This is a genomic window from Pantoea sp. A4, assembly GCF_000295955.2.
Taxonomy (GTDB): domain Bacteria; phylum Pseudomonadota; class Gammaproteobacteria; order Enterobacterales; family Enterobacteriaceae; genus Pantoea; species Pantoea multigeneris.
Genome location: NZ_ALXE01000036.1, coordinates 21464 through 47101, shown reverse-complemented (window position 1 = coordinate 47101; position 25638 = coordinate 21464). Strand labels below are relative to the sequence as shown.

The following is a 25638-nucleotide window of genomic DNA, read 5'->3' as shown; positions in this document are numbered from 1 at the left end:
CGAGCCATTTCCTGCAGACAAACAGGAAAACAGATTATTGAGTTAATGTTATTTTTTTAACTCATTGATAAATAAGAATCAGGGATGATGCACTCGTTACAGCTCAGCACTGGAAGTTGAGCGAATGTTAATAAGTTGGTTATTAACACCTCTTCCCCCTCTTGCTGTCTGCAGGTCTTCCCTCGCCTACTCTTTACCGCCCTGCCCCCAGTCCATTGGTAGCTGTTAAGCCAAGGGCGGTAGCGTGCAAAAAATCCTCCCTATCTGAGTAATGTTCAATGGCCAGAAGTGGTTTAGAAGTCCAGCAGGCTGCTGTAAAAGCCTTGTTTTTAAGAGAAATCCGAACGAGGTTTGGTAAGTTCCGCCTAGGGTATTTTTGGGCGATTCTGGAACCTACAGCGCACTTGTTGGTTATGTTAGGTATTTTCGGCTATATAATGCATCGCACTATGCCAGATGTTTCATTTCCAGTTTTTTTACTAAATGGAATAATACCTTATTTTGTATTCAGCAATATCAGTACACGATCTATTGGCGCAATTGAGGCAAATCAGGGATTGTTTAATTACCGTCCAGTAAAGCCAATTGATACGATCATTGCTCGTGCTGTATTAGAAACATCAATTTATAGTTGCGTTTATATAGTTCTGATGCTGATCATGTGGGTGTCAGGAGAAACATTCTCCATGATTAACCTTTTAACACTTATTTCATCATGGATTCTTTTAATTTTTTTCTCAATCGGAATAGGATTGATATTCATGGTAATAGGGAACTTATTTGCGGAAACTCAAAAATTCCTGCCCATAATACTCAAACCTCTATACTTCATATCATGTATTATGTTTCCTCTTCACTCTATACCAACAGATTATAGATCCTATTTTCTTTGGAACCCTATAGTTCATGCAGTGGAATTAAGTCGCGAGTCAATTATTCCCTCATATCAAAGTGATGGCGTAAGCATTTACTATTTAGCATTTTGTACTTTAATTGCTTTTTTTATTGGATTAGCAGTATACAGGATTAGAGAAAAAGCGATGTTAACATCATGATTGAAATAAAAAACCTGACAAAATCTTATCGAACACCTGCAGGAAGACACTATGTTTTTAAAGATTTAAACATAACCTTACCTGAAGGAAAAAGTGTAGCATTGATAGGTAGAAACGGTGCAGGAAAATCAACACTTCTTCGTATGATTGGAGGCATAGATAGGCCAGACAGTGGAAATATAACAACTAATAAAACTATATCATGGCCTGTCGGCCTTTCTGGCGGATTTCAAGGTAGCTTAACTGGAAGAGAAAATGTAAAATTTGTTTCCCGCCTATACTCGAAGAAAGAGGAATTAAAGGATAAAATTGATTTTGTAGAAAAATTTGCAGATCTGGGTAAATATTTTGACATGCCTATAAAAACTTATTCTTCGGGCATGAAATCAAGACTTGGTTTTGGCTTGAGCATGGCTTTTAAATTCGACTACTATTTAGTTGACGAAGTAACAGCAGTAGGAGATGCTAACTTTAAAAAGAAATGTTCCGAGATTTTCAAAGCTCGTCACGAAGAGTCGAGCTTCTTAATGGTGTCTCACAGCCTAAATTCATTAAAAGAATTTTGCGATGCCGCCATTTACATTGGTAAAAACAATAATGTTGAGTTCTTCAATTCCGTTGAAGATGCCATCGAAGTTTACAACAAAAACATTTAATTAAAATAGGGAATTCATGAGAAATATCCTCGCTGCTTCAGAAAGTAAAAAAATCATCAACGGAATTGTAAAAGAAGAGCCAAACTCAGAATTAGTAAATCTTGTATTTGCTTCTGACAACAAATACATTCCATATACAGTAACTACGCTAGCATCTATTTTAAAGAATTATTCAGGGAAACAGAAAATACATGTATACTTTTTGCTTGATAAAGATTTAGAGTCTTTACACATCGAAAACATCGAAAAACTAAAAGAAATATCACCTTTTAATTACACTTGCATAAATGTTGATGCCAGTAATTTCGAAGGAATTAAAACATCTGACGGCATATCTATAGCCACATATTATAGATTGCTTATGCATGATATTCTTCCAGAGAACGTAGAAAAGGCCCTTTATTTAGATAGCGACTTGATAATTCTTGACTCAATTGAAAAGTTATATAACGAGAGCTTCAAAGGTAACTTATTTGCCGGTGTAGAAGACTCGATATCAATTGATTATAATAAGAAATTTGGTATACCATCAACTGGAAAACATATCAATGCTGGTGTGCTGTTATTAAACCTTAAGCTTATAAGGCAATTCAATTTCTTAGAGCGCATACTAAACTTCATTGATTTAAATAGATATCGAATAACGTTAGGAGATCAGCAGATACTATGTGAACTCTTTTACGATCTAATTAAGTATGTGCCCGTGAAATGGAATGTTCATGGTTCTATGTTTTTAGATACTTGGGTAACTGATTATGTTAACCACAAGAACAACATTAATAAAAAAGAAGTTATTGAAGCTATAAAAAACCCATCGATCATACATTATACTTTAAAAAGAAAACCTTGGATGTCTCTCCAGCATCCTAAATCAGAATTATGGTTCGAATACTCCAGTATAACTGGTTATGGCAGCACTCTTATTAAGCCTAAAAAAGAAGCGCCCGCAAAAAAACCACAAGCTAATGTTGGAGAGGCTACATTTACTGGTTTAGATAAATATAAAATCTCCGCAAACACTGCAAGTATCAAAAAAAGAAACCTATACTCTAAATTAAAAAAAGTACTCCCGGGTTACTTTTTGAGTATCAAGAAAGCAAGAAAAACAAGGCTCTTGGTTGAAGAGATAAGTAATAAGTTCAATGGTTTCATTGACGTTGTAAGTTTTTCTAACACTGCCGGAAATAATTCTAAAAGCAATACAGTAATATCAACAAATAACCTTGGTGGTTTGCCTACTGGCCCAACAACAAAGGTTCAGAAAAGAAAAACCGACCTTCATATTAAGTTAAAAGAAGTTCTAATCTCTCGAAGCCCAATTTTACCAGATGATTTCAATGCTTCTGACTTTGTTGATTCCTTGCCTATTAATAGCTCCATACAGTCTAATCTAGTGGGTAGAGATGTTGATGGTGGCCAAAATGAGAATTTGAAATCTATATTTAAAACATCAAACATTTTGTATGAAGAAAATAAAAAAGCAGAGACCGTAATCATTCACTCATTGAGAATTAATCAAGGGATGTTCTGGGATTCGATTGAATATGCATTTCTATATGATAAACCATTAATTTTCTCTGAAGTAAGTTTTTTCAGTGGGTATGCATCATTCTATGATAAACATACAACCTTAGAAGAAAGAAGAGCATTTGGATTTATCCTTGATGATATGGGATATTATTTTGATGCACGACAACCTTCACGCCTAGAAATGACATTAAATAATGAAAATTACTCACTAAATGAAGATCAAATAATTTACTGCAAAAAACTAATCCAAAGAATAATAAAAAATAAAATAACAAAATACAATAAATATGCATCATCAAACCCAACCGGATGGAAAATAAATAATAACTCTATTTTAGTAATAGAGCAAAAAATGGATGATGCATCTATAATTTTCTCTGACGGTCATGTTAAAGACTTCCAGAACATGATCGATGATGCGTGTAAAAACAATCAAAATAAAACAGTTTACTTTAAAAGACACCCGGACAACATTCTATCTCAAAAAGATAACGGGTTGAACTTGGAGTATGAAAACTTAATTATTGTTCCAGACTTTGTTCCTGTTACTGAATTGCTGGATTCTTGTAATGAGGTTTACACGATATCATCTCAAGTAGGATTTGAAGCTCTCTTAAGGGGTTTGAAAGTGGTAACTTACGGTAAACCTTTCTACTCAGGTTGGGGACTTACTGTTGATAAGTATCCGTTAGTGAGACGTAAAACTACAAGAACCATCGAAGAAATATTTTATGCTGCTTGCATTAAATTATCCGTATACTTTGATGCTAAAAGCAATAAAAAAATAACTTTTGAAGAGTCTCTAGACTATATCGAAAATTTAAAGAGAAAGAATAACAATGTATAAAATTGCTAGCTTTACCTCATTAAACCAGAATGAATATTTAGACATTCACTCACTAATTAAATCAGATAGCCAAGGCTTCTTCATTTACAATCGTGCAATTAAGATTCCTTACAACATTCAGAAAATAGTAGATGGAAAACTTCAGAGTAAATCTGAACAAGCTCGATTACCAAATTTGCTTGTAGCAAAAGTCAAATCGGCAAAAGTAATCGGTAAAGGAGCAGTTTTAAGTAATAACGTTGTATATGAAGAGTCTTTGCAGAATTGGATTACAGCCAGTAACTGCTTCGATAACAAAAAATTTATTGAAAATAAATATTCTCTTAAACAGACTGGAGAGACATGGAGTCTAAAAGACGACACTTCTGATGCTCATGGGGTTGATGTTGAAAATGCTATTTTACTAGCTACAGCATCAGATGATGAATTCTCGCACTTTATATTTGAAAGTTTATCTAAGCTATCTACTTTAGATAAATCAGAATATGTTAAATATCACTTTATAATCAATGAAAACAAGATTTACCAGAAGGAAATTCTTGTCACTTTTGGTATAAGTGAAGATAAAATCATAATTAAAAAAACAAATAGCATTATCAACTGCAAAAACTTAGTTTTTATTCAGCCACCTGCGAACTATAATCACTGGATAACTCCTGCAGCCGTTAATTTCTTAAGAAGAAAATTCACGCCTGAAGTTGTGAGCAAACCTCAAGGTGGATATTTTATTCACAAAAAAGATGAAGGGAATGGTCGTACTTTATTATCTAATTCCAGCGTAGTTGAGTATTTTTGCCACGATAATGGCGTAAAAAAATTAGAGACAAATGATACTCAGATTAACTCACACTCACGAATTATTTCTACTGCGAAAATTTTAATTGGTGAGTATAGAACCGGTATGTCGCTTGCATTTTTAGCGAATAAAGAAGCAAAGGTTATCAATCTTCAATCACCTACCTTCTTTAGAAACTTTAACCATTTCATTGCTGCTGTTGTTGGCTTCAAAACAATTTCAATTGTGGGAAGTCTAAAAAACGATGATGATAAAAAGCCGAATGCTGAATTCAGCATTCGACCTATCGAAGCAATTGAAAGTTTAGAAGCTCTATAATTGTAAAAAAGTAAGGCAATTTGTTATTTTGCCTTACTTTTACTATACTAATTAAATATACCATGTAGACTGCAGTTATAGTTACACTTGAAGCACATTATTTAATGGTGGATTGTATGTTGGTTATTTTTGATAATGAAAATATTTGTGTGAAGTTTTTCCCTGGAAGCGGGAAAAAAGATGAAATTAAAATCACGTTTAATTCCCACCTTCCCAAAGCTAGATTAGCAATTATAGACACTAATCCATTGAAAGGGGGATGGGAAGCGGAGTTAACAAAGGCTAATATGCCTTCTTTATTTGTCATTGAAAAAAATAACTCATGGTTTAACTTTCCTGAAATTCATGATGTGCTTGAAAGAATCAATGGTATAACGCGAGAATTTAAAAAGAGGATAGTAATTGGTGCATCTCTTGGCGGACATGCATCATTAAAATTCTCTTCTAGTCTTAATCCAGATTTAACTATTTCTATTTCCCCTCAATATTGTGTCAACACAGATATAGTTCCTTTTGAAAATAGATGGAGGGAAGATATTGCTGCCATCAATGAAATTCAAGGTAGTAATATAGCTGATGAAAACATTAAGGGTTTAACGTACGTTATTGTTGATAACAACCATATTATTGATAACTCACATGTTAAATTAATTAAAGAAAAAGCACCATCTACTAATATTATACAGTTGCCTGATTCAGGACATTCATCAGCAAGAGCTTTATTTGATTTGGGTCTCTTAGAGAAGATTTTACTAGGGGATTTTGATAGTATCCCTAATGTAATAGAAAAACTGGAAGATGATTATAACAAATCAAAACTTCTTTCCCCTACAGTGATAAAAATAATAGCTGAAAAATTAGACACACAAGACAGAGCTAAATGGATAAGAGAAAAGCTGCCACAGCTTGAAGGACATCCTAGGCATTTAGAACAACTCAATGACTATTTATCTAAATTAGAACAATAATAATAACAATAAGATCACTTTATGAATTTTAGTGATCTTATTTTACAATATCATTACCAGACTGCTTAAGCCCTAAATACTCGTATTTTTTCGTTCTTGGAAGAACTATATCATTTCCTGATGAATCTATAAAATCATTATTTATAACTTTATTATTATCGCCTTCTATTACCACTCCTTTTAAGACACTCTTAAATTTATTACTAATGATATAATTATAATCCGCGAAATCTTCAAAATACTTCCCATTTTGATCCATGCTTTTATCTGCACATCCCCAACTTGAAAGATCTTTTGATTGTCTGGCTGCAATCCATACGCCTACTTTTTCATCATTAAAATCATTTCCTGATATTAAATTTTTATTAGAACCTTGCCATCTTACAGCAGACTTTCCACTTGAATAATGCTCACCACAGTTTTTATATAAAAACATTGAGCCCGCAGCGTTCTGTGAGAATACGTTATCGATAATTTTGTTATTACTTGATGAATCAATAGCCAAAGCTGGAAGCTCTCGTCCTTGATGATTTAAACCATTGCCTATAAAAGAATTACCCTTAACCAAAATATGGCTTGTTGAGTAATCAAGGTATACCCCAACACCTTTTGAATTAATTATTTTAGAATTTATTATTGCAGAGTCAGTGACATAGTTATCTATATAAATATTTACCCCCCCAGAATTTTCAGTTGTTGTGTTTTCTATAAGTATTTTCTTAGGTGAGTAACTATATTTTAAACTATGATTATTCTCATCAATATTCTGTGGAACTCCTGATGACACCCGGATAGCAGTAGACTTTTCGTTTCTGATAATACAATTTTTTATCAAAACATTACTAATCCCCTTCCCTATCACAGCTACCCCAATATTATTCTCCCCATTACCATCAATTACAGCCCCATTACAATCCAATACCGTACCAGATTGAGAAATAACAGCCGTGCCATTATATGTACAGCTTTTATTTAAACGATTCACTTGTCCTTGGTTGATATTAAAAACACAATTATCATTGGAAAAGCATAAAGGGGAAAAGATCAGTAAACATAAGGGTTTTAAGTTAAACATGCTTATCCCTCGTCAAAAATTCAACCTTTTCATCATAACTCACAGAACCTTTAATAGTATATACCCCATAATAAACCCCATTAACCTGCGTATTTTCCATCAAGTACCCCCGAAACTTCTTAAACAACCGCATGTCCGGTTTAAAATCAGCCTGCCAGAACTGATGCAGGTGCCCTTGATAGGTAAGGCCTTTGATGTCATACAGGGCGTTGCCCATCACCTTCAATGGTTTATTATGGATCAGCGCTGAAATCCCTGCCGTGCTATTAATTGTAACAACAGCTTTCGCATGGGTCAGCAATGCAGGCATAGGTAAATCATGGACATAGAAGACCCTATCGCTGACTTTATGCTCCTTGCACAGCTGTTTAATCAACGGGCCGTACAACCGATGGCCACGATCCATCGGGTGGTGTTTGATGACCAGGAATTTATCTGAAGGCGCTTTGGTCGCAAACGAGTAAATCACATCGTTAATGTAATCTCTCACATCATCATAAGGGCTATGGTGCCGAATCTGGCTGTCGTTGTAGACCTGCAAAATCGCCAGATAATATTTCTGATCCAGCTCACCCGTCAGGCGCGGCAGCACTTTACGCTGTTTGATGCCATACCACTCTTTACGCCAGTATGCGCGTACCCAGCAACGCGCTTCGTACCAGGGTGAGAAAGACTTATGGTGCTTATATTTGGCAAACTCATGGCGATAGCGCCAGCCAACAAGGTAATACCAAATCGCATGTCCGATACGTTTTCGCGCGGACGGCGTTAGCGGTGTGGCCTCCGGTAATGTCACTTCGGGTAAATTACGATAAAAGTCAGGATCTCGTGGCAATGAAGAGTAGGCATTCACCCCACCTTGCTCAACGGTGATGAAGTGTGGCCGAAGGTATCCTTCCTCAAATGCGACAAAGCGCACCCCTTTTGACTGCGCCCAACGTTTTGCCGCTTGATGCAGCGGGCGACAATCACCAAAGCAAAGAATCGTATCGAAGGCAAAATCCTGATGGGTAGCACGAAGCCAGGCTGGGAACTCTTTAGGCGTCTGCTGGTAAGTTAAATGTTTGTTTTTGCGGTTATAGAAACGGTCGCCTCCGTTAAACACTACGCTAACCGCTTCGCGTTCAAGAGATTCTAGCCAGTTTGCTAAATCGCTAAAGAATGGCCCCATCGGTCCTTGCAAGAGAAGGTATTTTTTACCCGCCAGCAGCGTTGTCATTGCGGTATTATGCATAGTCATTTCCTTTGACCTCGTTTACCCAAGAGCCAATTAAACTATCCAAAGCGTACCTTCAAAAACATCATAAGTTTACGGGAATAACGTAATACCCGACTACATTTATTCTTCTCAATAAACATCGGACGCCGGGGAGCTGCATGCAGCAAGGTAATTGCATCTTCTACTGCAATAGGTTGCCCACTGAGTGGGTTCAAATATGTTGGGTACTGAATTAACACCTGGTAAACCAGATCTTCCATGCTCAGGGTCACATCGCGTCGCTCGCAACGATGCTCATCAACAGTCAATCCCCACCCTGCATAAAATGGCATACCGTAGCAATACACCTTACGCCCATGTAACAACGCTTCAAAACCCGATAGCGAGGTCATGGTATGGAGCTCATCAGCCAACTGAATGCATTGGATCACATCTGCATCGGTGGCCTGTAGATCGGCAAGCCTGGCTATTTCTTCCGCCGGAATATGTCCCTTACGGTTGCCCACCAACACGTCAGGATGAGGTTTGTAGATGATAAAGGCGTCTGGATTACGTTGCCTTACGGTACGTAACAACGTGAGGTTATCGCGGATGCTGATCGTCCCGGTCTGAATCGAGGCATCGTCTTCAACCTGTCCCGGAACTAATAAAACACGTCTGTTTTTAGCAGCTTCAGGCAAAGAAAAGGCTGCACCCAGGTTATATTTACTGAGTTTTTTTTCCACTAACTGCTGCTGGATATTGATTGCCCGGCGCTTGTAAGGCTGCGTGAGCCTGCTGTGCTTTAGCAGTGACTCTAAGTCACTACTACGCGTAGCATCGTAGTAAATACCCTGCTTATCCAGCACCAGAGAGAGCGGCGGCAATAAATCTGAACCAAGCCCAGAGGAGCGTAAGAAGCCATCCTCCATACGCCATACCGGCAGACCTTTTTGCTGCGCCAGTGCAGACCAGCGAGCTTCACCACGTGTTCCCCATACCACGCAGGCCGTCGCATTTCTACTTTTGAGGCTGAAATTTAAACGGTTACTGTTGGTACGCAAAAAGGGCTTGAGGACGCTGGCTTTCCATAAAGAAAGACCCGGTGCCCAGAGTTCTCCCGTGCGCTGCGCAGTGTGATTCTTCTGTAATGACAGCCACTGCATCACCCGAAACAGATCGCAGGCTTCGCCCGTCACTGGATCGATATAACGGCTGTAACGTAAGTACGCCGCCGCAAATAATGCAACCAGCGAGGCAGTACCGCGCCTTTCGGTTAAAAGCTGCGCCTGTGGATGGCGATCGTCCGTTAATCCCCAACCGGCGTACCAGGGCTGGCCAAAACAGACCACGGGCTTACCCGCCACCAGAGCTTCAAACCCATATTGCGAAGTCACGGCATACACGCGTGAGACATGGCGCAGTAAGGATTGTGGACTGACATCAGCGGTAAACAGCTTAACCCGGCCCTGTTGATGCTGAGGACCAAAATACCCGGCTTTTTTGCCCGAAAGCACATCAGGGTGCACTTTCAGCCAGATTTCTGCCTTGGGGTTCTCAGCTACGGCGGCATCTAACATGGCAGTAAATGCCTCTGGTCCTGCATTACCGCGCACCACAGACATATCACCCGCGGTTTGATCAACAACCAGCACAATTTCAGCGTCAGTTGCGCCGCTAAATGCAGGGGCCTGATTATATTTAGCCAGATCCTCCGCGACAATTATCTGCATCGCCTCTTTAGCCTGCGCAGCTAAAGACGGGGTACTCTGTTCATCTTTAATCAGGTATTCCAGCGTGCTGGGTTGGCTCGCATCGTAGTAAATACCCTTTTTGTCCAGCACCATCGAAAGAGGCGGGCTGCCGGTCGCGCCAAGCCCCAGAGAACGGATAAACCCATCCTCCAGACGCAAGACGCTTTTACCGGCAGCGGCAGCAAGTTCGCAAGGCACTGTCGTACTGGGGCGATAGCCCCAGACTGCTATCTGCGTGATCTCATCCGTGATCGTCTGACGTAGCGCCAGTTTCTGGCTCTTTTGCCCGAGAAAATTTTCCAGGTGAGGAATCCGCCAGATCCCCGATGAGAATACGCCGATCACAACTACACGACCTCTTCAGCCATCAGTGCACGCACTTTTTCCAGGCAAGCCGGTGTATCAACACCGGGGCCCGTAGGCTCAACCTGGAAAGCACGGATACCAACACCCGCATTCATTAAACGCAGCTGTTCCAGAGATTCCGCCTGCTCCGGCATGGCTTCTGGCAACTGGCTGTAGCCCTGCAACACCGATTTCCGATAAGCATAAATACCCACGTGTTTCAGGTATCGCACCTTATCTTCGTTACGTGGATAAGGGATTGGCGAACGGCTGAAATACAGCGCATCCTGCCGCGTGTTCAAGACGACTTTTACGCAGCTCGGTTCCAGCGCTTCGCTGGCAGAAATGCTGTGGCACAGCGTTGCCACTGGCAACTCTGCATCAGCACGCATTCCTTCTGCCAGGCGAGCAACATCCGCAGGACGGATTAACGGCTCATCACCCTGCAAGTTGATGTAGATATCCGCGTCCACTTGCTCCATCACTTCAACCAAACGGTCAGTGCCGGATTCATGATCGCTACGCGTCATCACCACTTTGCCATTAAACGCTTCAACGGCGTTTTTAACCCGCTCATCATCAGTAGCCACCCAGACTTCGTCAATGTCAGGCACCTGTAGCGCCCGTTCATAGACATGTTGGATCATTGGCTTACCGATAATATCCAGTAGCGGCTTACCAGGCAGGCGCGATGAACCATAACGCGCCGGGATAACAATCACTGTTTTGCTCATCACTTATCCTTACAGGGACAGAATTACTTTTGCACCCACCGCCAACTGGTAGAGGATGGTCGAGATGCCGCGCGTTACTTCGATGTTCTTCGAATCGTACTTCGGCAGAACCATCAGCTCATCGCCAGGTTGCAGGGTTTTCACATCTTCTGCATCTTCAGATTCGCCGTTCTGACGGATCACAATCACTTTGCTGTTGCTGGCTTTCTGCGTCAGGCCACCACATTTCTTGATGTAGTCATCCGGGCTGAGGCCCTTCTCCCAGGATACGGCATTCGGGAACAGCACTTCGCCGTGTACCATCACCAGAGAGGTCTTCTCTGGAATGCTCACCACGTCACCATCTTCTAACAAGACACTGTCGAGATTGTTTTGATCTAACACTACCTGGCCACGCGGCACCGCCTGACGGGCTTTCGCCACAAAGCGGCTCACCAGCTGTGCTTCCTGCATACGCAGGCTGGCTTCTTCTTTGGTGGCTGACTGCGCAGAGAGCGAAGCCTCTTCCAGTTTTTGCAGTGACAGATCCAGCATCTCTTTCTGACGCTGTGCCACAGACTGGCGATAAAGCTGAATCGCGCTCATCTGCGACATGCTGTTCGGGCGGATCTGCGCCAATACCTGACGCATAGTCGAACCGTACGGCAAGATCATCGCGTGTTCGCCAGAATGGGCGCCTTCAATGCGTACCTGAATGGTGCCGGCATAGCGGTCAGAACTCACCACCAGCGTATCGCCATCCTGCAACATGCGACCCGGCGCAGAGCTGATTGGGTAGTACTCACTACGCTTCACCGTCCCTTGCTGCCTCATGATGGTGATGTTAGTGGCACCCGGCTTGGGTCTGGCCCAGCTCAGTGCTTCCGTCACCGGAATCGAGCTGTCGCGGAATTCAAAGTCATAGCTGTTAAACACATCGCCCTGCACGCTAAAGGTGTGCTGACGTGGGCCAACCACGATGGTGTCGCCATCGGCAAACTGTGACAGGCCCAGTTTGCCATCCAGCAGGAAGTCATACAGGTTGATGGAGGCACGGGTGCGATTGCCACGCTTGATAGTGATATCCACATAGCTGCCGCGATCCGGATCAACCCCGCCCGCTTTAATCAGGTAGTTCAGCAGTGAATCCGAAGTGATGCCGCCATACAGGCCAGGGTTACGCACAAAGCCGGTGACGTACACTTTTACCGGCTGCGCCTGTAACAGCGAGGCGTAAACGCTGACGTTCGCCTGATAGACCTCTTTCACTTTGGCCGTCACCAGCGCGTTCAGGTTACCGTTGCTGGTCCCCGCCACTTTGACCGGGCCAACGTTCGGCAGGAAGATGTTGCCTTTCGGGTCCACCGCCATTGCACCGTCGTAGGTGAACGCGCCCCACAGGCGGATCTGGATAGTATCGCCTGGGTTGATCACATAACCGGGGTTAAAACCGACGGTCGCACCGCTGTCCGGGCTGTTGCCGTTAAACAGTTGGGCACCAAACATGCGGCTGGGCATCACCGGCGCTGTTGGCGCTGGGGTGTTATCAAAACCACTGCTGTCGTTGCTGGTCTGTTGTTGACCGCTGAGAATGCCAGGCAAAGGTGCCGCACCCGTCAGTTCCGGGTCGGCATTAATCCCTACTGCCGCACCCGCTTGCGCCGCCTGCACGGCAAGGAGAAAGACTAAAGATTTTACGTATTTCATGGCTAACTCTTATGTTGTTCTACGGGCGCATTAATCGCGATGGTCTTCAATGACGGCAATCAGCAATTTCAGCGATCCAAATAGCAGGCAGCACACCAGCAGCCAGCAGGCGATCAGATAAGGTTTGTTCGGGTACGTCGATTCTTGCGGCAACTGCGGCGAGCTAATCACCGACAGCACTTTCAGCTTACGCAGCGCTTCAACACGCGTCTTCTCAACTGAAGTAAGTGCTAACTTATAAACTTCAGTATCAAAAGCCACCTGAGATTTGATCTGGTCAAAATCCACCGCCATGCTGTTAAGCCTGCGGCCTTCCGGCGCGGTAAGCTTGCCCTTCTCATTTTCAATCTGCGCTTCTAACGACTTGATGGCATTCCTCGCGCTGATCACCTGCGGGGCATCATCACGCAGATAGGTCAGCAGGTTACGCAGGTCAGCTTCCATCTGGATCTTCTGCCCTACCAGCGTATTTACCAGCGTGCTGGCCGCCATCGCCGAAGCTTCTGGGTCGAGCACGTTGTTATGGTTCTGGTAGGCCAGCAGTTGTGCCTGGCTGGCATTGAGGCGCTGGCGTGCTTTATTCATCTCACCTTCGGCAAAGGTAAGCTGTTCACGCGCAATCTTATGCGACATTTCGTTAATGAAGCGTTCAGACTCTTTGAGCACCGCCTTGTTAAACTGCTGCGCAAACGCCGGGGTGAAGCCCTGAGTCTGAATATCCAGTAACCCGGTTTTGTCGTCATAAGAGACGGTAATGCGGCTCAGGTAGTACTGCAGGAAGCGTTCAGCCTGATCACCTTTACCAAGATGGTTAAGAAAATCTAACCCACTGTGGCTAAAGGCTTCATGGAAGTTGAGCTGCTTATCCAGCGCAGCCAGCATGTCCGGCGAGTTGATGTACTCTTTCAGATAGAGCGCATCTCCCGAGGAATCCCCGGTAGAAGAACCCAGCAGTAAGCCGACGTTAAGACTTGCACTGTTGAGGTCATCAGAGCGTTTTATCGCAACTTTTGATTCGCTCATATAGCGCGGTTGACTGAAAATGATCAGATAAACCAACAGCACAGCCATGGGAACACCAATAACGATCTTGGCCAGATGCCGGTGAATATCATTCAGGGTAATAGCAGGCACGCGGCGGCGCAACGCAACCGCGTGGGACTTCACTTTAGTTATCAACATGTAGCTATCATCATTTCCGGCGCAGAATCAGTCAAAAATACGCACTAATCCAGTCACTTTATTCTCTTTGTTCACAACCAATAGCGAAGATACACGATGTTTTTGCATCATTTCTTCGGCATCAATGATCATGGTCTCTTCTTTGAGTACCAGCGGATTGCACGTCATCATAACGCGAGCAAAGGCTGAACTCAGGTCTGTGGTCTTTTCCATAAAACGACGCAAGTCACCATCAGTAATGATGCCAGCCAGCTCGCCTTGCTGGTCTTCAACCATCACCATGCCCTGGCGGCCGCTGGTGATATGGTGGATAACCTCAGTGAAGCTTGCCTCTTCGGAGACCGTAGGAACAGACTGGTGCATAACATCGGCAACACGCGTAAGCAGACGCCGGCCTAATGAACCACCAGGATGATAGCGCGCAAAATCATCAGGTAAGAAACGACGCTGATGGATCATGGCAATGGCTAAAGCATCCCCAATCGCCATGGTCAATGTGGTCGAGGTGGTCGGTGCCAGATTATTCGGGCAGGTTTCGCTGGTCATGTTCAGTTCCAGCACCGCATCCGCGTTTTTCGCTAGCGTAGAATCACCATGGTTGGTAATCGCAATGATCCGATTGCCAAAATCACGTAGTGAAGGCACCAGTTTAAGAACTTCGTCGGTTTCCCCGCTGGCAGAAATCAAAATCAGCAGGTCATAAGGCGTGATCATCCCGAGGTCGCCGTGGAAGGCCTCCGCAGGGTGAATGAAAAAGCTGGGTGTACCGGTAGAAGCCAACGTCGCGGACATTTTGCGTCCCACGTGGCCGGATTTCCCCATGCCAGAAACAATCACATGTCCCTTGCAGGTAGAAATCAATTTTAATGCAGCGGTGTACTGTTCAGCATCCAGTTGCTCAGCAAGATGCTGTAAACCCGCACCCTGAACCATTAACGTCTGGCGAACAGAATCAATGAGGTCGCTATTTAATTCTTCGGGGGAACTAAGCTGTGACATAACCAATCCCTTGTATGGTTGTAATTGCTATTCGTCAGAGCAAAGTTACCCGCTTCGCCCCAACACACATTAAAAAAACTAAACATTAACCTTCAGAGTCACCATGAATTAGCGTGTTTGAGGCAAAAGAGTAGCCTCAACTGAAGGATAAAGCGTCTTCAGCTAAAAGCAGATGGTTCTTTTTATTGTTTTAATCGTATTCTGCAATGCAGCCAAAACCAGAGGAAAAGATTTCGGAATTAATTCGGTTATCTATGTAACATAACGCAACAAAAGGCACAAGATGTTTGGGAAATTTCTCGGTTGCGCAAACGCAGATTCTAAGCGCCTTGTGGGAGCTTTAGGGGCGAGACACCCACTTTTCACAAGCAATTCAGCGGGTAAGCCATATCTCGCTAAATCCGGTCAAAATGGGCAATAAATTCATTCACAGGTTAATCTGACAAACCAATCAGAAAAATCTGTTTCTCTTGTAACATTGTATAAAATACATGCAGAAAAATACAATGTACGTGCCTCCTGTATGAGTTAAAAAAATCTAATCATTTTATTTCGCCCTATGGTCTCTAAAGTGCGCTAAAAACCGACTCAGGCTTAAAGAAATGACGCATTAAATTGTGAAAATAGTTACACTGCTGGCCGAGAAATGAATCGCAACAATAAAGATAAACAGGAAGAGCTATGACACAAAAAATCGTCAACGTTGGTGATATCCGTGTGGCAAATGATTTGCCGTTTGTACTTTTTGGGGGAATGAACGTTCTGGAGTCACGCGATCTTGCTATGCGCATCTGCGAGCATTACGTCACGGTGACCAATGAACTGAACATTCCTTACGTGTTTAAAGCCTCGTTTGATAAAGCCAACCGTTCTTCCATCCACTCTTACCGTGGCCCAGGTCTGGAAGAAGGGATGCGCATCTTCCAGGAACTGAAAGAGACCTTCGGCGTAAAAATCATTACCGATGTGCATGATGCCTCTCAGGCTCAGCCGGTAGCAGACGTTGTAGATGTGATTCAGTTACCTGCATTCCTGGCACGCCAGACCGATCTGGTTGAAGCCATGGCGAAAACCGGTGCGGTCATCAACATCAAAAAGCCACAGTTTGTGAGCCCAGGCCAGGTCGGTAACATCGTTGATAAATTCATCGAAGGCGGGAATGATCAGATCATCCTGTGCGATCGTGGCAGCAACTTCGGCTACGATAACCTGGTTGTTGATATGCTTGGCTTCAACGTAATGAAAAACGTGAGTAAGAATAGCCCAGTGATTTTCGACGTCACTCACGCGCTGCAGACTCGCGATCCGTTTGGTGCGGCATCAGGTGGCCGTCGTGCACAAGTTGCAGAACTGGCGCGCGCCGGTATGGCAGTAGGTATTGCTGGTCTGTTTATTGAAGCGCACCCAGAACCAGCAGTAGCGAAATGTGATGGTCCTTCTGCCCTGCCACTGGATAAGCTGAAACCTTTCCTGCAGCAAATGAAAGCCATTGATGATCTGGTGAAAAGCTTCCCAGAGCTTGATACCAGCAACTAATCTGGTTTCACCAAATTACAGCTAGCTATGCTGTAATCGCTTATGCAGTAATGCCAGATGTTTTCTGGTGTTACTGCGTATTATTCACATGGCACAATCAGCATTTCCTGTTCGGGTGATCAACACCGGGAATAAAAAGGAAACCTCATCCTATGTAACATATAGCAATAAAAACAGCTCCTTGTTTATTAAGTGTTTTAATTTAAAATCAAGTTTTATCAAGTCCTTTCCAGACGATCAATGCCAAAGGTAATAGTTATATTAACCTTCCTGGATTCATACTTACTTTGATAAAAAACATTGTTTCTCGCACTGTGACGTGGCTTGATAACTCCATTAATCAAGACACCAAGACGAACATCTCTGTTATTTTCATTAATGAAAGTGGCTATTTGAAAAGCTATATCCCCCGCATATGCTATTGGATCCCAAACTCGTGGTTTTATTAACTGGATCTCCTTACTAAAGGTTATTAATTTACCTATATCAATACGAATATATATCTTACTTTCTGCGATAGCCACAAGTGAATCATCTTGAATTAAATTAACACTGTTAATTAAATCCAGGCTAGAACGTCCATAATATGTAACATTCTCGGAGGCCCTAAAAATAAGCTTATTATCAACATTAAAATCTTTCAGGTTACGCATATCCAGATAGGTAGGACCATCGGCTTTTTGGATGAAATCTTCATCTGTAAGCTGTTGCTGTATTTGTTTTATATTTACAGCAGGCATTTCAGCATTCTTGATAAACAAGATATCAATTGAGACAGGAGGCATATTCTTAGAAAAATAAAATCGTTTTTTATTGCCATTTGATTTTGCGACAACTTTCCCATCTTCTAACTCTCCTAATTTGAAGTCATCAGAGGCGTCATTAATTCTAGATGCAATTTTGAATATTAAATAGTTTCTAAAATCCCCAGAAGACGAACCATAAAAAGGGAAAATATCATCATAGATAATATCGCTTTCAGTACTAAAAATGACACGAATGGAATTGCTAAAATTAATTATTTCATCTGACTCTCTACTTTTAACAGATGCCCACCTTAGATATTTAATGCTGATCTCATTATCACTAAAATTAGCTTCTCTTAAAACACGAGCCGAAAAAGAATTACTATCTTTATCGTAATTTAAAAAATCAAAATTTAATAGATTATCAAATTTAGAGTCTGCAACAAGCATTAGCGGAACATCCTGCTCATCAGGATAAATATAATGGATAGGAACCCCTGCCTTTTCAGCATATTTGGGGTAATTCTTAAGCGAATTTGAGACATTACTATTGGTTGCTTCTGTAGCACTTTCATTATTATTTACTGTGGCTTCATCTTCTTTGCCCTCTTGGATATTACCATCTAAGGTTTTATTTGGTTCATCCTGAGTTTCTTCTTCGCCAAAATATATTGAATAAAAATTCAATACACCTTCAGTTGGCGTAAACCACGTTCCTCTAGTAGCCAGATAAGTTGCAGCTTGAGATATAATAGTAGCAGCTTTTGACGTAATATTTAATGATTTCGCCACTTCTAAAATCGCGATCTTTTTATATACGGATTCAGATATTTCACTGGATGAATTGGAATACCCCTTTAGTCTAATTATGTTTGATTTAAATTTGTAAAATATAATATTTGTAGTCGTGCTATCAAAACCGAATGTATCCTTAAAGTATTTATAATCAATAACAGTTTTTACACCATTTATATAAGAAACAAACTTTTCATAGAAAGATCTTAAAAAATCATCTGAATTATTGAAGAAGTTTAATCTGGAATTTAAAATTGTAATATACTCCTGAGCAGATTTAAGTGGCAAATCGATGGGGAGCATGTTTTTTTCCAATTTAGATTGAAGAAACATAAGTGTGTTATTCATTAGATCTTCCCTACCCTGCTCATGGGAAAATCCAAATTCAGCGCTTTCATCAATATGTTTCTTTTCAATACTATTCAGGGTTTTTATTTCCTCCGAACTCCATTTATAACTTTTCAAATCTTGTAGAATTAACAGCTCTTCATTTCCAGATAATTTAGCAGTACGGTTATAAAGTTTTCTAAGGTTTAACCTCTTCGTGATAGTCATAGTTTCATTTAATGTATTTTTTAAAATCGATAAGTGATCATTTGCCATTTCACTTACAACTTTATATTTAGCTGAACGCCCCACCGTGTCTGTAATGGTTTTGTAAGCGTACTTCAAACCAGTGGAGATAACTTCATAAACGGCATCACCCCCCATACCTCCTGCAAACCAAAAAATATAAGTTCTCATCAAATTACTCCATGCATCTGATTCTTCATCTTTATTTTCAGACAATTGAAATGCTAAAGAAACAGATATAGTATTGATAAGGAAATCAAAAGCTAAAAATAAACTATAACTCCACGTTAAACCAAATGAAGGCGCGATGGGTAAAGTGGCGAGAGTAAACAAAGTGATAAAAGTATCAAGGTAGTTTTTCATGTAATTACGAAATTCCTCATCCACACTTATAACACTAGCATCAACATCTTCCCTCATTTTAGTAAAAGATTGTGAATGTGAAATTGTTTTTAATTGACTCTCATAATCGATAACTGAAAATTCAAATGCCGGGAGCGGTTCTAAAGGGACATCAGTAGTCGCTCTGTTATCAGCACCTGGTGCGTAAATCATATTAATTCCAATATGTGCTTTTTCCGTTAAACCTACTGGAGATCTGGAGTTCTTATTATCAAACCAATTTTCTTTTTTATTCTTTATGGATATCGCACTAACCAAAAAGTCTTGTAAAGCTTTAGAATAAAAGAGATCACCTCCTGACGAGAACCAGTTAGTATGCCTCCAATATAATGGCAATCTTGCAAGAGTTTTTGTCACACTATTGTAGAGTAATCCATACTTTGAGGAAGTATCATATCTACTGTCAACAGGAATAAAAAAAACGTTTGCTAAAGGGACACTATAAAAATCATGTCTGTATTCTGGCATCGGTCCCCATTCCCGTGGTATTACGTCGCCAGTTTTATTGTTTTCGCGAAGTGTCTTATTTAAATATAGAGCAGAAACCTGATAAATATGAGTACTACCACGCGAGCCTTGTAAATATTTTTCAACACCACGAGATCCTATCAAAGCATCTTTCTCCTCTGGTGTTAATGCGCCCGAACCGTCATTATCCGTATTATCAATAAATTTCACACCTTGATTTTCATTACCACCTGCATAGCTAAAAAGTTGTTCAAAAGATGTTTTTAAATAATCATCGGAGACCCTTCTTATTTCATCGTCGCCTTCAAGGATATCAATAATATCTGTCAGCAATGTTTCAAAGTCTTCAGACTCTGACACTTCCTTAATTAACTCCTCATGCTCGTAAATAATAGATGTATAGGGTAGAGCCCAGTTCCCTTTATTTTTCGGCGTTAAGGGGGTATTTCTTTGTCGATAGTAAGAAATAACTTTTAAAACGCTTTCTTCAAAAATATTTTCTGGGTTTTTTAAATTACGAAGTGTTTTATCATAATCACGTATAGCTTTATTTGGTGCAGCTATAATCCTCCCAATTGTTGATGCCAACCCCGGTTCTGGATTATAGTTAACCATTACAAGTGTATCAGCATTTATCCTTTTATTTTCAGGTATATTATCTCTTGTCTGTATGTTATCTAACATTGTATTTATAGTACTTTTTAACGCATTTTCCCATCCAAATGCAACCCCTCTTTTCAAAACCACCGCTGCTGCTTCAGTGATTTTTTCATTAACTCCATCATAAATAACGTCATGTTTTTCAAGTTGGGAACTTAACTTACTTTTTGAAAGCTTCATATCATTAGACAAAAAATCCATTACTCGATCATACTCACCACTGCTTCTCACAACCGCATATTCTCTCGAAACAAAAATATCTTCGCAAAAGGTAATCCTTCTGAATATTTTATCCCGCAAAGCCACCAGGTTATCTCGTGATATTAATGCCTCGCCTAGAGCATGTATGTTAGACACAGGAACAATCTTAATTGGATTAGCTGAGCCATGATTAGATATCGTCAACTTTATTAATTCAAAAAAATTTCTAGAAATATTTTTCGGGAATATCAAATTATCAGAGTATTTTTTCTCTATATCTGCAATTTTATCTGAAACCTCTGTCTGAATATTATCCTTCAAATAGACGGGAGTAGTAGACTCATCCAACTTACGTTTTATAATTTCATTTATATCTTTTTTTAACCCATTACCAAAGATTTTTATTTGATCCCAAAGAAGAAAACTGTAATTTTTTAATGTATCTTCTGTATTGTTTGAAAAAAAATCACCAATCCCACTTTTCAGAAAAGACTCTGACTCTTTCTTTTCGAAAGACTTCATCATTGAAACCAATGTCATATTTGAGGCTCGTGAAACAAGTGTATATTCGTTTAGAACCTCTATAAAGTAAGGATAAATTTCATTAAACAACTGCGATGTTTTGTTAGAATTAAAAGAGTCATTGATTGATGATTCTGATTTTAAATCCAGTAAAACTTTTCTAACGCGGCCCAGGATGAACTCAAGAGCAGAGAGTGTTTCTTCTTTATTCTCAATGTAATTAATCTTCTCTCGCTCTGCTAGCAGAATTTTTTTTTGCTCTGCCTGGTCATTATCTTGCACCGCTTTGTCAAATGCAGATTTACTTTCATCTGACATCCTATTTAACCAGATGTAACTATAAGTCATTTTTTCCGTAAACCCACTCTTTTCTATACGATCAAATAATGACTTTGGATAGAATGAAATAGCGGTGACATGATAACATGACATTCTTTCAATAAAACCTTTATTATTGCCTTTAGCATAAATTTTGCTAATTACATCATTTAGTGTAATATTTTCAATTTTTCTTTCAACAGCATCTGGAACATAATGATGATCCATCATTTTCAGTGATTCCAATGTATCTTTTAGCTGGTCAATTCTTTTAATATCCCCTACATAGCTTTTTAAAAAGTTACTGCCTGAATGCGAATCCAAATAACGACCCACATTGCCATCATAATTATTTTCGATATACTTCCATGCTTGTGCCCTGTGAGGCTGATTCATGAACAATAATCTCTCATAACCTCTAAACCAATGCAGAATATGATAGGGTACAAAAAGTGACGATGTTTCCGTGTCATAAGGGTTACTGCCAAAATTAGACACCGTCTCCTCTGAGGAAAGATTTCCTAACATACGTAAATAATCGTATATTTTGGGGGGGATATTTCTTTTATTCCTGGAATGATTGTCTTTTACTGATGTAATATCCATTTGATTATCATCATAGTTCCCTTTCGCTGGTGAGTCTAAAGCGGGAATATATTCACCTCCATTAAGTTCATTATCAAATTCCGTTTCAATCAGTTCATCTATCTCGCTTCCATCAGTAATTCCCCACGGGGAATTCAAGTATTCCAACAATATGTCAATCTCATCCAGAGTAAAGTACAGGCCTCTTGATTTTAGTATTCTTTTTATTACCTCCTGCTTTTCTTTTATTTTTACAGCAGAAGAAAATGCGGCTCCGCCAATCAATCCAGAAGCGAAACCTGCAAGCAAACGCCAACGCTCTCTTTTTATAAATCGGATATCTCTGCCCTTTTTAGGAGCGCGGATTCCCTCGGATAATGGCTTGTTATACGGATTTTCCGTATCTGTGCCTATGTCATCAAGAAATGTAGTGCTAGGTTGACTGGCTGTATTAGCACCATTACCCAGCAGTGGGTCTTTTACTGCTTCAACAGTAACGTCATCCAATATATCCCCGTTATTTTTTTGACTGTCAGCGTCATTATTTTTCGGTGCAGTTACTGCAATGCCTTCAAGTGAGACGTTATTTGGGTTTACTGCTGATTTACCTTTCTTATAGATCTTCCAGCCTTTATAGGCCATATCTCCAACGGGAATAAGCAACGCCAGACTACCGATGACATTGGCCATCAGACTCTTATTGTCATATTGGGTTCTCTCCCTTTCAAGCTGCTCAAACGTCATCTTATTGAGCTTTTCATTATCTTGTTTATCAGCACTGGAGAAACTCTGCATTCCTACATAGCCAGCTGCAAACCCTGAACCTGTTGTGACAAGATACGTAGCCGCGTCCTGTAGCAGGTGCGTTAGCGTATCAAAGTCCTCTGTCGCCTGGTCGACAGCGGCATAGCCCGTATTTGATGCCTCAGCTTGCGGAACTGAACTAGCAAGATACGCTGCCGCCCCAACGCCCAGCACGGCCAACACACTGGTATGGTTACGGATGAGTTCTCGCGTCACTGCAATAGCGAGTTTTTTCGCCTGGAAGACCGCCCCTCGGGTCACCCCTACAGCCAAATTGACCCCACCAATCACCGTATTGGCCGCGCCTTTGGCGACATAACCGCCCAGATTCGCTAACCCGGTGGCGGCCTCTTTAAGGCCATACTGATTAACATGAATATGTGGCTGAACAAGGTTCATGACGTTTTCATGCGTCCAGTAATTCATTAACAGTGTGGCGACGGTTTCAGTATTTTTCAGTGACAGCTTTTTGCCCGACTGGCGTAATGAATCAGTAATGATTTGTTTGATTTTCTGGTTTACCAGCAAACGTGTGATGGTTTTTGACACCAGCAGATCCCGATCAAAATGCCCCCACGACGTCCATGATCCCCAGATATCGTTCTTGATGACATCCCAGGTTTGTGGGTTTTCCTCAATCAGGTCATTGACGAAATTGAACCAGCTGGCCAACCCAACAATATGTCTACTCCAGCCATCTTTCTCGCTATTTACCAGCGCCTGTAAATCCTCTATTTTCCTTGTTCTTATATCTTTATCTTTTTCATGCATTATAGTAATTATTTGATAGACATTTCTAAACGCACGCAGCGATTCGGTATATTTATTACTCCCAATGATCGACTCACTCACTTTAAATAAAACTTCGGATGAGATGAATTGTTTTATCTCACCCCCCTCTCCATAGAATAAGTAATCAAATGCAGCTATAGCCTGTTCATCTTTAATCCCCCCATCTCCTTCCTTCCACTCGGTGTAGTTATCCGGATCAAAGTATTCTGACGCAGCATTTCTGATATACCTGGCTATGTCGATTATAAACGTCCGATCAGTTCTATAAACCGTAAGCATCAGTTGCTTAATAATGACATAAGTGAGATTTACAGCTGTCTGCCCATTTCCTGTATTGCGATAACGAAGGTAACTCTCTAAAATCTCAATCCCACCCGCCCCAAGTACCTGCTCGGGCATTTTATGCCGCAGGTCAGAAAAATTCCCCACCAGTTCTTTTGTAAACACAGTGTTTTTGGTTTTGTTTTTTAATGCACGATGACGATCTTCATTCAGGAGGAAATCCCATATTCCGTCAAACTGGTTCAGTGAGTCCTGCACCTCCATCAAGGCAAATGTTTCTTTTGTGAGATCCCAGGAATAATTATTGGATAAATTTAATCCAGTTAACTCAGAGGTAAGCGGTGCTAAATACTGATTAAAAAACTTATAATGATTTGCAATGATAGTATAAAGGTAAGTTATTTTTATCCAGGGAGAAGGTTCCACCTGCATTTCCTCAACAGTGTTAACGAATATTTTATATTCCTTTTGAACCTCAGTGCCAAGATGGTCAAAAAGCCCTAGTTTCATCCTAAACGAATCAAAAGCAGTACCGATTGCTTGCAGCCATCCTGCCAGTGGTTCCGGTAAGGAGTGAGTATTATGGCTGAGTGCTTTTGAAACAAAATCTAAGGGGTTCTTCTCTGCGGGCAGTTCCTGGATATCGTTATAATATTTAATTAATGCCCCACCATATTCAGTAAGATAAATAATCTCATCCCAGTCCCATTGTTGCGGGATCTGGCCCACGAGAGAATTATTCTCTCCCTGATTCCCTTTGACGTATTTCATCGCCCGTGTCGCATTGGCCTTTATCCAGTTACCTGACAAGCTACTTTTTAACAGGTGCAGGCTCGCAACGACATCATCTATCCCCAGAGCCAGCATTTTTTCCCAGCTTGTCGCCGTCTGCGACTTCTCATATGCCTTGACGAGACGCAGCGCTGTTTGTAAATAAACTTTAAACTCATTTATCCACATCTTATGGTTAGCAGATTTATCTTTATATCCCTCTGGAATTAACATACCGTAAAAGCTCGCGTGTAAATCTGATTCTAGCTTTTTAATCAGGTCGATAAACTGTATGGAGGCTTCAATTCTTTTTACCAGAGAACCTGGAGTGGAAATCTCTTTAATCAGTGATTGAATACGAGGCCAGTCCACTGCGTTGACGTTTTTTTCAGTGCTATGTTTAACGCCAGCACCCTCTGCTTCGCGGGTAAGAGCCGCACTGCTGTTGGTCGGCGATGTTGTCAGCTTGTTGACTGCCGCAATCGGTTCCTGTCCTTGCGCGATAAAATAACTGTTTAATTTTTCCAGGGACCAACTGTCCAGCTTTTCTCGCCATTCATCTATTTGGAGTTCTATCCATGAAACTGCTACATTCCAGACCACATTCATACCATAGTTAATCACCAGCCCCATAACACCGTCAGACTGCTGTAACCATCCCAGGCCAGAAGTTCCTGCCGCCTTAATATCGGCAATCCCCATCTGCTTAGAAGAATCGCCCGTTAATCCTAAAAGATTAAAATTTACCTTACGACTGTCACTACTGTTTTTAGTATTACCCGATACTTTTACACTTTCATTAGCCTCTTCATTTACATCTTCATTTTTTGATAGTTGTTCGTTATCAAAACCCATAAAAAGACCCTCGCGCAAAAGCTTAAGCTAGATGTGAATTTACGATTAGATTGGATTCAAAAGAAGATGTGCTAGCTTGAGGATAGGAGTGCTACTACCAAAAATCAAAAAACGAGTGTCACTTATTTTATCTATTAAAATCAAATGGATGAAATAACACCGTTGATTTTTATGGTTTTTTTAAA

Annotated in this window: 14 protein-coding genes; 6 read left to right on the top strand and 8 right to left on the bottom strand. The window is 41.0% G+C overall.

The genetic code is table 11. The features are described 5' to 3' along the window. Positions 1-278: 278 nt before the first annotated feature. From B880_RS0116060 to B880_RS0116040, 5 genes are all read left to right on the top strand, one after another. Positions 279-1055: an ABC transporter permease gene (locus B880_RS0116060; RefSeq protein WP_017348465.1), complete on the top strand. Its 777-nt coding sequence runs from the start codon at positions 279-281 to the stop codon at positions 1053-1055. Beyond that, positions 1052-1711, top strand: a complete 660-nt coding sequence (locus B880_RS0116055; protein ID WP_026042706.1) for an ABC transporter ATP-binding protein — start codon at positions 1052-1054, stop codon at positions 1709-1711. The genes B880_RS0116060 and B880_RS0116055 overlap by 4 nt, the downstream gene beginning before the upstream one ends. 16 nt (positions 1712-1727) lie before the next feature. Further along, positions 1728-4088: a glycosyltransferase gene (locus B880_RS0116050; RefSeq protein ID WP_017348463.1), complete on the top strand. Its 2361-nt coding sequence runs from the start codon at positions 1728-1730 to the stop codon at positions 4086-4088. After that, on the top strand, positions 4081-5202 hold the full coding sequence (locus tag B880_RS0116045) for a glycosyltransferase 61 family protein (protein ID WP_017348462.1): 1122 nt from the start codon (positions 4081-4083) through the stop codon (positions 5200-5202). Before B880_RS0116050 ends, B880_RS0116045 begins: the two co-directional genes overlap by 8 nt. A gap of 116 nt (positions 5203-5318) precedes the next feature. Continuing rightward, positions 5319-6170 carry a hypothetical protein gene (locus B880_RS0116040; RefSeq protein ID WP_017348461.1) on the top strand — a complete coding sequence of 284 codons (852 nt, stop codon included), beginning with the start codon at positions 5319-5321 and terminating at the stop codon, positions 6168-6170. A 37-nt stretch (positions 6171-6207) separates the two neighbouring features. Here the strand turns inward: B880_RS0116040 and B880_RS25135 are convergent, their stop codons facing one another. Genes B880_RS25135 through B880_RS0116005 form a run of 7 tightly spaced genes read right to left on the bottom strand, consistent with a single transcriptional unit; the run spans position 6208 to position 15143 of the window. Then, entirely contained in the window at positions 6208-7245 is a 1038-nt protein-coding gene (locus B880_RS25135; RefSeq protein ID WP_017348460.1) for a right-handed parallel beta-helix repeat-containing protein, read from the bottom strand. After that, positions 7238-8479, bottom strand: a complete 1242-nt coding sequence (locus B880_RS0116030; protein ID WP_017348459.1) for a capsule biosynthesis protein — start codon at positions 8477-8479, stop codon at positions 7238-7240. The genes B880_RS25135 and B880_RS0116030 overlap by 8 nt, the downstream gene beginning before the upstream one ends. A gap of 41 nt (positions 8480-8520) precedes the next feature. Beyond that, positions 8521-10542: a capsular polysaccharide biosynthesis protein gene (locus B880_RS0116025; RefSeq protein WP_017348458.1), complete on the bottom strand. Its 2022-nt coding sequence runs from the start codon at positions 10540-10542 to the stop codon at positions 8521-8523. 2 nt (positions 10543-10544) lie between these two features. Further along, on the bottom strand, positions 10545-11276 hold the full coding sequence (gene kdsB / locus B880_RS0116020) for a 3-deoxy-manno-octulosonate cytidylyltransferase (RefSeq protein ID WP_017348457.1): 732 nt from the start codon (positions 11274-11276) through the stop codon (positions 10545-10547). A gap of 9 nt (positions 11277-11285) precedes the next feature. After that, on the bottom strand, positions 11286-12962 hold the full coding sequence (locus B880_RS0116015) for a polysaccharide biosynthesis/export family protein (RefSeq protein ID WP_017348456.1): 1677 nt from the start codon (positions 12960-12962) through the stop codon (positions 11286-11288). Positions 12963-12992: 30 nt separating this feature from the next. Next, positions 12993-14141 (bottom strand): capsule biosynthesis protein, encoded by a 1149-nt coding sequence (locus tag B880_RS0116010; RefSeq protein WP_026042705.1) that lies wholly within the window; start codon positions 14139-14141, stop codon positions 12993-12995. A gap of 30 nt (positions 14142-14171) precedes the next feature. Then, complete coding sequence (locus B880_RS0116005) at positions 14172-15143, bottom strand: KpsF/GutQ family sugar-phosphate isomerase (protein ID WP_017348454.1); 972 nt, start codon at positions 15141-15143, stop codon at positions 14172-14174. A gap of 681 nt (positions 15144-15824) precedes the next feature. Here B880_RS0116005 and kdsA point away from each other — a divergent pair. Then, positions 15825-16679 (top strand): 3-deoxy-8-phosphooctulonate synthase, encoded by an 855-nt coding sequence (gene kdsA, locus B880_RS0116000; protein ID WP_017348453.1) that lies wholly within the window; start codon positions 15825-15827, stop codon positions 16677-16679. A gap of 218 nt (positions 16680-16897) precedes the next feature. On the opposite strand, the gene B880_RS0115995 is transcribed toward kdsA, so the two are convergent. Beyond that, positions 16898-25453, bottom strand: coding sequence for a hypothetical protein (locus B880_RS0115995; protein WP_017348452.1), 8556 nt, complete (start codon positions 25451-25453; stop codon positions 16898-16900). Positions 25454-25638 lie beyond the last annotated feature (185 nt).